We start from the raw sequence: 12,305 nt of genomic DNA on the forward strand, positions 1-12,305 counted from the left end.
CCTCCGCTTGGCAAGCCGCTTCGACCTCAAAAGCCATCGCGCTCGTTGCGGTGGCACTCGAACCGTGCAGGCGTGCAACGTCCGCTTGCCTTCCGCCCCGCCCTGGCGGATATGCAGGACATGCAGTCCCCGCTCGCCTCCGCCCTCCTCGCCCGCATCCAAGCACGACAGGCCGTGATCGGCATCATTGGCCTCGGCTATGTCGGCCTGCCGCTCGCCATCGCCATTGCCGGCGCCGGTTTCAAAGTGCTGGGTTTCGACATCGATCTCAGGCGCGTGGCGGCCCTCAACCAGGGCGACGGGCTGATCAAGCACATCTCCAACGCACCGATCCGCGAGGCCATCGCCAAGGGGCTGTTCGAGGCTACCGCGGACTTCACCCGGCTCGACGAGCCCGACGCCATCCTGATCTGCGTGCCGACGCCGCTGACGCGCCAGCGCGAGCCCGACATGTCCTATGTCGCCAACTCGACCGCCTCGATCGCGGCCAGGCTGCGGCGCGGCCAGCTGGTCATCCTGGAATCCTCGACCTGGCCCGGCACCACCGAGCAATTGATGAAGCCGATGCTGGAAGCTGATGGCCTCGTCTGCGGCCAGGATTTCTTCCTCGCCTTCTCGCCCGAGCGCGAGGATCCGGGCAATCCCGTCTACGGCACCCAGAACATTCCCAAGGTGGTCGGCGGCGACGGTGCCGATGCACTCGCCTTGGCCAAGGCCCTCTACGACGCCTTCGTGAGCGCCACCGTGCCGGTCTCCTCGCCGGCGGCGGCGGAGGCGGTCAAGCTCACCGAGAACATCTTCCGCTCGGTGAACATCGCCCTCGTCAACGAATTGAAGGTGATCTACGACGCCATGGGGCTCGACGTCTGGGAGATCATCGAGGCCGCCAAGACCAAGCCTTTCGGCTACATGCCCTTCTATCCCGGCCCGGGGCTCGGCGGACACTGCATCCCGATCGACCCCTTCTATCTGACCTGGAAGGCGCGGGAATTCGACATCGCCACGCGCTTCATCGAGCTCGCCGGCCAGATCAACACCGCCATGCCGCGCCATGTCGTCGACCGCCTCGCGGAAGCCCTCGACAAGCGCTTCAAGCGCGGCCTCAACGGCGCCCGCATCCTGCTGATCGGCATCGCCTACAAGAAGAATGTCGACGACGTCAGGGAGAGCGCCTCCTTCAAGCTGATCGAGATCCTGGAGGAGCGCGGGGCGCAGGCCGATTTCCACGATCCCCATGCCCAGGTAATCCCCAAGACACGCGAGCATGCCGCCCTTGCCGGCCGCCGCTCGGTGGCGCTGACGGCCGAGACGCTCGCCGGCTACGATGCCGTGCTGGTCGCCACCGACCATGACGGCATCGACTATGCCCTGGTCGCCAGCGCGGCACGGCTGGTGGTCGACACCCGCAACGCCTGCGCCAAGGCCGGCGCCGACATGGCGAAGGTGGTCAAGGCGTAGATCCTGGAGCGCGGACTTCTCAGCGACATGCTGGCATGTCGCTGAGAAGTCCGCGCTCCAGGATTTCAATGCCCGATCATCCATTTATGCCGGGTCGAAGGCCCCTTCTTGCCGACCTTGCAGATTCCGCAGCCGCAGCCGGCCAGATGGGCCTTCTTCACCACCTTCGGCTCGGTGCCGCTCTTTTCCGAGCGGGCAAGCGCCCGGCGCAGCGTGCCGTTCATCAGGCTGAGCTGCGGGGAAGCGACGTCGCGCTGGCTGAGCTCGCTGCAGCCCGGGCAGGCGCAGGCCTTGGTTGCGTCCGCCATCGACACCCATTCGTCAAAGGGGCCGCAATCGTCGCAGACATAATTGTAGAGCGGCATGGCTGTCTCCCAGGACAAGACGCTTTGGCATCAGAACAGAAAATGCCGCGGGGCGTACCCCGCGGCCGGTTCACAGCTTGCCTTCCAGCAGCAGCAAGCCCGGGATCCAGCCGGTGATGATGCCGGAGGCTACGGTGGCCAGCCCCGTCACCTTGAGGATCGGGCGCTTGAGCGCCAGCAGCAGGAAATACATGAACCAGAGCACGGCCCAGATCGCCCAGTTCAAGCCGAGCCAGGTATCGGTGAGGCTCTGGGCCGAGGTCAGGCCCTGGACGGCGATGGGCACGACAGTGACGGCCACGAACAGGCTGAACCAGCCCAGGCCCCGGCCGTCGACCGTCACCACCCGGTTATAGGCGACCCACAGATAGGTGGTGGTGAACAACAGCGTTAGGGCGGCGGCCTTGATCGAGGCGGCATCGGCCTTGGTGCCGAAGGCCGACGACATGGCGACGCACAAAGTGACGAAGCCGGAGACGACATTGATGACGACGATCTCCTTGTCGTCGATCCTGCCCATGAGCCACAGGCCGTTCAGGAACAGGACGGCACCCACGTAAAGCAGCGCAAATCCGAGCAGCATGATCGCGTTTCCTCTCCACGCAACGCGTCGACCGGAGATGGCATTCCGGCCGAGACGCTGGTTTCATGATATGTGCGAGGCGATGATCAGCTGGTCCTGGCGACGTCGGCGCCCGACACCTTCTTGGTCGGCCCCGAGGCGTTCGGATTGATGTCGAAGTCGAAGATGGCCGTGGGAATGGCCAGCGTCGCGCAGACATTGGGAATGTCGACGATCCCGGCGATGCGCCCTTCCACCGGCGCCGTGCCCAGGATCGAATAGGCCTGTTCGCCGGAATAGCCGAACTTCTTGAGATATTCGATGGCGTTGAGGCAGGCGCGCCGATAGGCGACATGGGCGTCGAGATAATATTGCTCGCCCGTATGCTCGTCGACCGAGATGCCCTCGAAGATGAGATAGTCGTCGAAATGCGGGTCGATCGGGCTCGGCTTGAAGATCGGGTTGATGATGCCGTATTTGGCCATGCCGCCCTTGATGACGTCGACGCTGATGTCGATCCAGCCGGCCATCTCGATGGCGCCGCAGAATGTGATCTCGCCATCGCCCTGGGAGAAGTGGATGTCGCCCATCGAAAGCCCGCCGCCCTTCACATAGACGGGGAAGTAGACCTTGGAGCCGCGTGACAGGTTCTTGATGTCGCAATTGCCGCCATGTTCGCGCGGCGGCACCGTGCGCCAGGCCTCGGCGGCCGCCCTGCGGGCGGCATCGCCCGACATCTGGCCCATCAGCGCCGTATCGCCGAAGGGAAGCGCGGCGAGCGGCGGCACGCGCTCGGGATCGGTCGCAACCAGTTCGGCCTCACGCCGATTGGCCTCGGCAAGCAGCTTGTGGTCGGGCAGGCAGCCGATCAGGCCAGGATGGATCAGGCCGGGATAGCGCACGCCCGGCACATGGCGCGAGGTGGTGTAGATGCCCTTGAAATCCCAGATCGATTTGGTGGCGTTGGGATAGTGCTCGGTGAGGAAGCCGCCACCATTCTCCTTGGCGAACAGGCCGTTGAAGCCCCATTCGGAATCCGGCAGGGCGCCGATGTCGAGGATGTCGACGACCAGGAGATCGCCGGGCTCGGCGCCCTCGACCCCGAAGGGACCGGAGAGATAGTGCACGCGGGTGAGGTTGACGTCGCGCACGTCGTTGGCACTGTTGTTGTTGCCGATCTGGCCGCCGGTCCAGTCATAGCATTCGACGCGGAAGACATCGCCGGGCTTGAAGGTCTCGACCATCGGAATGTCGGGATGCCAGCGATTATGGGTCTTGATGGCCTGGTCCTCGGGCGCCTTTTTCAGATCGACGGAGAATACGGTCTTGGGCATCGGTTCCTCCTCCTGGGGCCGGCCTGCGGGGAACTCCGGGCCGAACCGTCACGATGTTCTGTGCCGGCGCCGCAAGGGGCAGCCTGGCCGTTCGTGCAAGGGGAGCCTAGGCGGGCCCTGTAACCGCCATGAATCGTCCGACCACGATTTGTGTAATTTTTTGTAACCAGGAAGGCGAAGATGCGCCGCGGATCGACGATCCCTTCGCCATACCACCCGGTTTTCCAGCGGAATCGGCACGAAAGCCCCGATCGCGGCCTTGTGCGCCAGTCGTCATGGCCTTGTGCCCGTCTCGACCACAGGCGGCATTGCGACTATCCTGCCGCCATGCCAGCCACCGACGCCAAGTCTCGCGATACCAAGCCTCGCATTCTCGTGGTCGATGACGATCATCGGCTGTGCCGCTTTCTGGAGAAATTCCTGGCGAGCGAAGGCTTCGCCACTGCCAGCGCCAATGAGGGCCGGGCCATGCGCCGCGCCATGGCGGACGAGAGCTTCGACTTGGTCATCCTCGACCTGACCTTCCCCGCCGGGGAAGATGGCCTCAGCCTGGCGCGTACCCTGCGCAGCCAATACGACCTGCCGGTGATCATGCTGTCCGGCAAGAACAGCACCATCGACAAGGTGGTCTGCCTGGAACTCGGCGCGGACGACTACATCACCAAGCCCTTCGAGCCGCGCGAATTGCTGGCCCGGGTCCGCACCGTACTGCGCCGCTTCGCCCGGCGCATCAACCTGTCTGAAACGATGGAAGGTGCTTCCCCGGCCATCCGCTTCGCCGGCTGGCAGCTCGATCCCACGCGCTACGAACTCTCCTCGCCCGAGGGCGAGCGCGTGCGCCTGACCAGCCAGGAGTTCCAGATCCTGTCGGCCCTGGTCGAGCGGCGCGGGCGCATCCTCTCGCGCGACCAGATCCTCGACATCGTCGCCAATCGCAGTTGGACGCCCTATGACCGCAGCATCGACGTGCTGATCGGCAAGATCCGCCGCAAGCTGCGCGACGATGTGCGCGACGCCCAATACATCAAGACCATCCGCGGCGTCGGCTACATGTTCGCGGCCGACGCGCGGGGCGAGTAGCCCCCTCATCAGGCTGCCGTCAGCCTTGCTCGGGGCAGATAGAGGTTGATCGTGGTGCCCTCGCCCGGCGTGCTGACGATGCCGAGGCGCCCGCCGGCCTGGCGCACGAAGGCGTCGACCATGGCGAGGCCGAGGCCGTTGCCCTCCCCGGACGGCTTGGTGCTGAACAAGGGTTCGAGGGCCCGGCGCCGAACGGCAAGCGGCATGCCCTTGCCGGTATCGGTCACCGAGAGCAGCACATAGGCGCCCGGCAGCAGGCCCGATGCCACGCGGGCGTCCTCGGCCGTCACCATCAGATTGCGGGCGGCAAAGACCAGGCGCCCGCCTTCGGGCATGGCGTCGCGCGCATTGAGGGCGAGATTGAGCAGGCTCGATTCGAGCTGGCCGGTCGGGATCTCGACCGGATGGATATCCTCCGTCACTTCGAGAACCACGGTCACCTTGTCGCCCAGCGTGCGGACGAGGACGCGCATCAGGGGCGGCAGTTCCCTGCCGAGAGCGACGACCGCCGTCTCTTCCATGCGCCTGGCCCCGAAGCGCAGCAGGCGCGATGCCAGCTCGGAGCCGGACCTGGTGGCATCGAGGGCATCGGCAACGAGTTCGTGCAGCTCCGGCTGGCTATCGAGCCGTTCCTGCAGCCAGCGCAGGTTGGAATAGAGCACCGCCAGGATGTTGTTGAAGTCATGGGCGATGCCGCTGGCGAGCTGGCCCATCGCCTCCAGGCGCTGGGTCTGGCGGAGGCGCTCGGCGATCCGGCTCTTCTCCTCCACCAGGCGGATGCGCTCGAAGCAGCGATCGAGCAGGGCCAGCAATTCCTCGGTGTAGAAGGGCTTGGACAGGTAGTCATAGGCCCCTGCCTTGAGGGCCTCCACCGCAGTCTCGATCGAGGCATAGGCCGTGACCATCACGCAGACGAGATCGGGATTGCGCTGGCGCAGGGCGCGGACGAGATCGACACCGTCGCTGAGGCCGAGGCGGACGTCGACCAGCGCCACGGCGATACGCTCACGGCCGAGCATGTCGAGGGCCGCCGCCGGGTCATGGGCGATCGGGGTGTGATAGCCTTCCAGGCTCAGCAGGCCAGCGAGGCTGGAGGCGAAATCGACGTCGTCGTCGACGATCAGCACGCAGCGCGTACCGGCCTCTTCGCCCGCGGTGACCTCGGATGCGCCGATGATGTCTGCCGGCAGCTCGCTGTCCTCGTCCTTCATGGCCGGACCGCCGGAACACAGGGCAGGACCAGCGATATCAGCGTGCCCTCGCCGGCTTCGCTCTCGACCCTGACTTCCCCGCCATGCTGTTCGAGGATGCGCTTGACCAGCGGCATGCCGAGCCCGACGCCGAAGGCCTTGGTGCTGAACAGGGGCTCGAAGATGCGGGCAGCCACCTCCGGGGACATGCCGCTGCCCTTGTCGGCAATGGCGAGCACCATCCGCTCCCCTTCCTGGCGCGTGGAAATGGTGATGGCGCCCTCGTCCTGTGCCCGGCCCTCGCAGGCCTGCACCGCATTGACGAGCACATTGGAAAAAGCCTGGCGCAGCCGCTCGGCATCCGCCGGCACGGCACAGCCGGCTTCGAGCCTGAGCGTGATCAGGGCGCGGGTCGCCGCGTCCTGCTCGCCGGCCTGCTGACGGACCCAGGCATCGATGGCGACGGGCGCGAGCACCAGAGGGCGCTTGCGCGAGAAATCGAGCAGGTCCTCGATGATGCGTACGCAGCGCCAGGCGTTGCGCTGCAGGCGCTGCAGCTCTCCCATCACCGGCTCGCCGGCGTCGCGCAGCGAACGCCTGAGCACATCCGCTGAGGTCACCAGCGTGCCGAGCGGGTTGCGCAATTCATGGCTGACCGTGGCCGTCATCTGGCCGATCGCGGCCAGGCGTTCATTGCTCGCCAGCTCCTGCTGGGCCTGGTGCAGGCGTTCCAGGGAGGCGACCAGGTCGCGCTCGGCAAGCTCGCGGCTTTCATGCGAGAGCACGATCCACCAGGCGCCGATGCCGAGCAGCGGCAGGAGGGCCAGGAAGACCCTGAGCAGCAGGGCGCCACTGTCGAGATGCGGCTCCTCGGCCCCGGGTTCGATCAGGCGGTAGGTGAGCAGGAACACCGCGGCGGTGACGATGGTGAGCGCAAATCCGACGCCCCCGACCTTGAGCAGCCGCTGGCCCATATGCGGGGCGATCTTGCCGATCAGCGTGCGCCCGAAATAGCGCGAGCGCTGATCCTCCAGCACGCCGCCGGGCGACTTGCAGACATCATGGCAATGCGAATCCAGGCTGCAGCACAGCGAGCAGATCGGCCGGTCATAGAAGGTGCAATGCACCATGTCGGGGCGCTCATAGTCGAGGCCGCAGATTTCGCAGGTGATGATCCCCTGCCGGCGGGCGGCGACTTCCTCGCGCGGACGTGCCAGATAATAACGTCCCCCGGTCGCCACGCCGATCGCAACCGCGCTGACGAGCGCCGTAAAGAAGGCGATCGGCGCGGCATAGGCCTCCGCCAAGGCACCGAAACTGCCGACGAAACAGAGCACGGCGACGACGGAAGCGAGGGCCATCGAGCCGCAGCCGACCGGATTGAAATTGTGAAGATAGGCCCGCTTGAACTCGGTGAAGGGCGGGCTGATCTTGAGCGGCTTGAGAATGGCGAGATCGGCGAAGATCGAGCCGATCCAGGCCGAGGCGATGATGGAATAGACGGCCAGCACCAGCGCCAGAGTCTGGAAGATGCCGAGCAGCATCAAGAGCAACGAGATCAGGATGTTGAAGATCAGCCAGACCACCCGGCCCGGATGGTAGTGGGTGACGCGCGAGAAGAAGTTCGACCAGGCGAGCGAACCGGCATAGGCGTTGGTGACGTTGATCTTGACCTGCGAGATCAGCACGAACACCACGGCGGCGGCCAGCACCACGGCCGTATCGGCGCTCACATACTCATAGGCCTTGATATACATGTGCACCGGCTCGAGCGCCGTCGCCTGCGGCAGGCCCGAACTGACCACCAGCACCGCCAGGAAGCTGCCGCACAGGATCTTGAACCCGCCGACCACGATCCAGCCCGGCCCCGCCGCGATCACCGCCGTCCACCAGCGCCAGCGGTTTTCCTCGGTCTTGTCCGGCAGGAAGCGCAGGAAGTCGACCTGCTCGCCGATCTGGATCGACAGGGCGCCGAGCACGCCGATCGCCGAACCGAAGGCGAGGAGGTTGAACTCCCCGCCCCCCGTCGCACTGCCGGCGAAGGCGACCCATTCGCCGAGCGTGCCGGGATGGTCGATGGCGATATAGACGAAAGGGAGCAGATGCAGGCCGATCCAGACCGGCTGGGTCAGCATCTGCAGCTTGGAGATCACGGTGACGCCCATGAAGGTGATCGGGATGATCACCAGCGAGGAGATGATGTAGCCGAGCACCAGCGGCACATTGGCGAAGAGCTTGAGCGCCTGCGCCATGATCGCCCCTTCCAGGGCGAAGAAGATGAAGGTGAAGGTGGCATAGATCAGCGAGGTGATGGTCGAGCCGATATAGCCGAAGCCGGCCCCGCGGGTCAGCAGGTCCATGTCGATGTTGTAGCGGCTCGAATAATAGGCGATCGGCGTCGAGGTCACGAACACGAACAGGCAGGTGACCAGGATGGCCGGGAAGGCGTTGGCGAAACCATAGCTCAGCGTGATGGTGCCGCCGATCGCCTCCAGCGCCAGGAAGGAGATGCCGCCAAGCGCCGTATTGGCGATGACAAAGGGGGACCAGCGCCGGAAGGATCTGGCTGCATAGCGCAGCGAATAATCTTCCAGGGTCTCGTTGGCGATCCAGGAATGGTAGGACCGCAAGGCGGGCAGGCGCGGAATGTCCACTAGCCACCCCGCCCGCAAAGGCGCATGCGCCTCAGGCCGACCGTATCAGACATGCCTCTCCCCTCCCGGCCCGGGCACCGCTTTCATGCGGCGGCGGCGAGCTCGATACGGTCCGCGATCCCGGTGTTACCGGATTGAAGCGGCCGAATCTCCTTCGCTCCGACAGTATCATCCCTCGGCGTCGGTATTGTGATCCGCCCCCGCCGATACCGCAAGGCGGCGCCCGCCATTTCCGGAAGCGCGGATGAAGGCGTTCATAGGCACTGACTTGAGGGGTTGGGCAAGATGAGGCGGTTGGAGATGAAACTCGACATATGAGCCCCCTCGCCCCGTTCTTACGGGGAGAGGATAGAGGTGAGGGGCTGCTCCAAGGGTGTAATTTATGAGGTCGAGCTGCCCCTCATCCTTACCTTCTCCCCGTAAGGACGGGGCGAAGGGGCGATTGGCGTCGCGCCCCTCGCCTCAAGTTAACGCCTACGGATGACGTCCGCCCTGCTGGAAACCCAATCTTGGATCTTGACGAAACGTCTCGCGCCTTCTATAAATGAGTATGTACTCACTCAAATGAAGTCGAACCGTGGCACGCCCCCTCAGCGAAGCGAAGCGCCAGGCGATCCTGGCATCCGCCACCCGGTTGGTGGCGGCCATGGGGATCGGCGCGCCGACGGCGAAGATCGCCCAGGGTGCGGAGATCGCCGAGGGCACGTTGTTCAAATATTTCGCCAACAAGGACGAGCTGCTCAACCAGCTCTACCTGACCCTCAAGACCGAGCTCGGCGGAGCCATCATGCACGGCTTCGTTTCGAATGCCAGCATCAGGGAGCGTGCCTGGCACATCTGGAGCCATTGGATCGACTGGGGCGCGAAATATCCGGTGAAGCGCAAGGCCATGCGCCAACTCGGCGTATCCGAGCGCATCACCCCGGCCAGCAGGCAGGCCGGCAGTGCGGCCTTTCGCGACGTCAGTGCCGCTTTCGAACAGGCCCATGCGCTTGGCCCGCTCAAGGACCAGCCCATGGCGTTCCTGAGTGCCTCCTTCGAGGCGCTCGCGGAGACCACGCTGGAATTCACGGCGCGTGATCCGGAAAGACGGGAAGCCTACAAGCAGGCCGGCTTCCAGATCTTCTGGGGCGGCCTGGGCAGCTAGGACGCCCTTAGTCGCCGAACTCTTTTACACGTTAAATGAGTGAGTGCACACTCTTTATTCACCGAAACGGGAAGTGAACCATGTCTAAGATCTGGCTGATCACGGGTGCCGGCCGCGGGCTGGGGCGTTCGATCCTCGAAGCGGCGCTGGCCGCCGGCAACAAGGTGGTGGCGACGGCGCGCGATCCGGAGCGCCTTGCCGACCTCAAACAGCTTTATGGCGACAGGCTGCTCAATCCGGCGCTCGACGTCACCAATCCGGCCATGGCCCGCCGCGCCGTCGACGTTGCCGTCGCGGCCTATGGCCGCCTCGACGTCCTCGTCAACAATGCCGGCTTCGGCCATCTGACACCCTTCGAACAGACCGAGGAGGAGGATTTCCGCTCCCAGGTCGAGACCAATTTCTTCGGTGTGGTCAATTTGATACGGGCGGCCCTGCCGGTGATGCGCAGCCAGCGATCCGGCCACATCATCAACATCTCCTCCGTCGGCGGACGCGTCGCCACCCCCGGTCTCAGCGCCTATCAGGCGGCCAAATGGGCGGTGGGCGGTTTCACCGAGGTGCTGGCCCAGGAGGTCGCGCCCTTCGGCGTCAAGGTCATCGCCCTGGAACCCGGCGGCATGCGCACGGATTGGGGCTACACGGCCCGCGACGCTGCCAGCGACATCCTGCCCGACTACGAGCCCAGCGTCGGTGCGGTCCTCAAGCGCATGAAGGCTTATGTCGGCAACGAGGTCGGCGATCCCGAGAAAATCGCTCGGCTCGTCGTCGATATCTCCACTCGAGAAACATTGCCGGCTCACCTGCTTCTCGGCAGTGACGCGCTCCACGTCTACCGCCAGGCGGAGGCGGCCCGGCAGAGGGCCGCTGCCGACTGGGCCGAGGTCAGCGCCTCCACCGATTTCGACGGCGCCGAACTTCCGGCACTGCTGAGGGCCTGACACCATGAGCGCAACCAGCGCGGCCTGGACTATCCGTGACATGCCGCCCCAGAAGGGGCGGCGCGTCCTGATCACCGGCGCGACCGGCGGCCTCGGCTACGAGACCGCCCTGGCCTTGGCGCAGGCGGGCGCCGATGTGCTGCTGACCGGGCGCAATCCGGCCAAGGGGCAGCAGGCGCTCGCGCGCATCCGCGCTTATTGTCCCGCTGCCACCATCTGCTATGCCGATCTCGACCTGGCGGATCTCGGCACCGTCACGGCCTTTGCCGATCGCCTGGGCAACGAACAGGAGGGGCTGGATCTCCTCGTCAACAATGCCGGGGTGATGACACCACCCGTCCGGCACGAGACCCGGGACGGCTTCGAATTGCAGTTCGGCACCAACTATCTCGGCCATTTCGCCCTCACCGGCCGATTGCTGCCCCTGCTGCGCCGGGGCAGGACCCCGCGCATCGTCAATCTCAGCAGCGGGGCCCACCGGCTGCTGGCCGATATCCATTTCGACGACCTGCAATGGCGCACCAGCTACAAGCCCTGGCGGGCCTATGCCCAGTCCAAGCTCGCCATGATCCTCTTCGCCTTCGAACTGCAGCGCCGCAGCAACGCCTTCGGCTGGGGCCTGCTCAGCAATGCCGCCCATCCCGGCTATGCCGTCACGGATCTGCAGACCAGCGGTCCGCGCCTCGGCCGCAGCCGCCCTCACCCAATGGCCTGGCTGACCCGGCTGATGCAGCCTTTGATGTCCCAATCCGCCGCCGAGGGGGCACTACCGACCTTGTTCGCGGCGACAGCACCCGAGGCCAGGCCGTCAGGCTATTACGGCCCGCAAGACATGTTCGAACTCAAGGGGCCGGTCGGGGATGCCAGGGTCGGCGACAAGGCCCGGGATCCAGCCCTCGCAGCCCGACTCTGGACCATCTCCGAGAAACTGACAGGTGTGACATGGCCGAACCATCAGCCGAGCTTCGTTTGACCGATCCCGGCACGTCCTGTGCCGATTTTTCCCGCTTCTTCCGAGCCTGGGTGAGCAACCCGCTGCGCGTGGCCGCAGTGGCGCCCTCCAGCGACGCGCTTGCCCGGGTGATGACCCGCGAGATTTCCCCGGCGCTCGGCCCCGTGCTGGAACTCGGGCCCGGCACCGGCGTGTTCACCCGCGCTCTGCTGGCACGCGGGGTCGCCGAAAGCGACCTCACTTTGATCGAGTTCGGTGCCGATTTCGCCCACATGCTGGAGCGCCGCTTCCCGCGTGCCCGCATCCTGTCGATGGACGCAGCCCATCTCGCCCGGCACGCGCTCTATCAGGGCAGTCCCGTCGGCGCCGTGGTCAGCGGCCTGCCCCTGCTGTCGATGCCGCCCGACAAGGTGGCGGATATCGTGGCCGGCGCCTTCCATTATCTGCGCCCGGACGGCGCCTTCTACCAGTTCACCTACGGCCCGCGCTGTCCCGTTCCGCGTGCCGTCCTCTCCGATCTCGGCCTTGAAGCCAAGCGCATCGGCGGTGTGCTCTGGAACCTGCCGCCGGCCGCCGTCTATCGGGTCACCCGAAGCGACGGGAAAGCCTGAGGACCGGCAAA

11 protein-coding genes are annotated in these 12,305 nt (G+C 65.5%); 6 read left to right on the forward strand and 5 right to left on the reverse strand.

The genetic code is table 11. The features are described 5' to 3' along the window. The first annotated feature begins 120 nt into the window (after positions 1–120). On the forward strand, positions 121–1,458 hold the full coding sequence (locus ABXS05_RS28485; protein WP_437178707.1) for a nucleotide sugar dehydrogenase: 1,338 nt from the start codon (positions 121–123) through the stop codon (positions 1,456–1,458). Positions 1,459–1,523: 65 nt separating this feature from the next. On the opposite strand, the gene ABXS05_RS28490 is transcribed toward ABXS05_RS28485, so the two are convergent. From ABXS05_RS28490 to fmdA, 3 genes are all read right to left on the reverse strand, one after another. Then, the gene (locus ABXS05_RS28490) at positions 1,524–1,823 is read right to left on the reverse strand and encodes an FmdB family zinc ribbon protein (RefSeq protein ID WP_149252734.1); all 300 of its coding nucleotides are present in this window, start codon (positions 1,821–1,823) and stop codon (positions 1,524–1,526) included. Between the two features lie 70 nt (positions 1,824–1,893). Further along, a complete protein-coding gene (locus ABXS05_RS28495; RefSeq protein WP_311934551.1) occupies positions 1,894–2,406 on the reverse strand; it encodes an AmiS/UreI family transporter in 513 nt (170 codons plus the stop codon). An 86-nt stretch (positions 2,407–2,492) separates the two neighbouring features. Continuing rightward, positions 2,493–3,719, reverse strand: coding sequence for a formamidase (fmdA, locus tag ABXS05_RS28500; protein ID WP_367626202.1), 1,227 nt, complete (start codon positions 3,717–3,719; stop codon positions 2,493–2,495). A gap of 327 nt (positions 3,720–4,046) precedes the next feature. On the opposite strand from fmdA, the gene ABXS05_RS28505 reads away from it, so the two are divergent. Then, positions 4,047–4,799 carry a response regulator gene (locus ABXS05_RS28505; RefSeq protein WP_311934549.1) on the forward strand — a complete coding sequence of 251 codons (753 nt, stop codon included), beginning with the start codon at positions 4,047–4,049 and terminating at the stop codon, positions 4,797–4,799. Between the two features lie 8 nt (positions 4,800–4,807). On the opposite strand, the gene ABXS05_RS28510 is transcribed toward ABXS05_RS28505, so the two are convergent. Beyond that, positions 4,808–6,010 (reverse strand): sensor histidine kinase, encoded by a 1,203-nt coding sequence (locus tag ABXS05_RS28510; protein ID WP_367626203.1) that lies wholly within the window; start codon positions 6,008–6,010, stop codon positions 4,808–4,810. Further along, on the reverse strand, positions 6,007–8,643 hold the full coding sequence (locus tag ABXS05_RS28515; protein WP_367626204.1) for an ATP-binding protein: 2,637 nt from the start codon (positions 8,641–8,643) through the stop codon (positions 6,007–6,009). Before ABXS05_RS28515 ends, ABXS05_RS28510 begins: the two co-directional genes overlap by 4 nt. 577 nt (positions 8,644–9,220) lie before the next feature. On the opposite strand from ABXS05_RS28515, the gene ABXS05_RS28520 reads away from it, so the two are divergent. From ABXS05_RS28520 to ABXS05_RS28535, 4 genes are all read left to right on the forward strand, one after another. Further along, complete coding sequence (locus ABXS05_RS28520; RefSeq protein ID WP_367626205.1) at positions 9,221–9,790, forward strand: TetR/AcrR family transcriptional regulator; 570 nt, start codon at positions 9,221–9,223, stop codon at positions 9,788–9,790. 80 nt (positions 9,791–9,870) lie between these two features. Next, positions 9,871–10,731, forward strand: a complete 861-nt coding sequence (locus ABXS05_RS28525) for an oxidoreductase (RefSeq protein ID WP_367626206.1) — start codon at positions 9,871–9,873, stop codon at positions 10,729–10,731. A 4-nt stretch (positions 10,732–10,735) separates the two neighbouring features. Beyond that, the gene (locus ABXS05_RS28530; protein WP_367626207.1) at positions 10,736–11,704 is read left to right on the forward strand and encodes an SDR family oxidoreductase; all 969 of its coding nucleotides are present in this window, start codon (positions 10,736–10,738) and stop codon (positions 11,702–11,704) included. Continuing rightward, positions 11,674–12,294 (forward strand): class I SAM-dependent methyltransferase, encoded by a 621-nt coding sequence (locus tag ABXS05_RS28535; protein ID WP_367626208.1) that lies wholly within the window; start codon positions 11,674–11,676, stop codon positions 12,292–12,294. The genes ABXS05_RS28530 and ABXS05_RS28535 overlap by 31 nt, the downstream gene beginning before the upstream one ends. The last annotated feature ends 11 nt before the right edge of the window (positions 12,295–12,305 follow it).

It is taken from the genome of Labrys neptuniae, assembly GCF_040797145.1.
In the GTDB taxonomy this organism is placed as follows: domain Bacteria; phylum Pseudomonadota; class Alphaproteobacteria; order Rhizobiales; family Labraceae; genus Labrys; species Labrys neptuniae.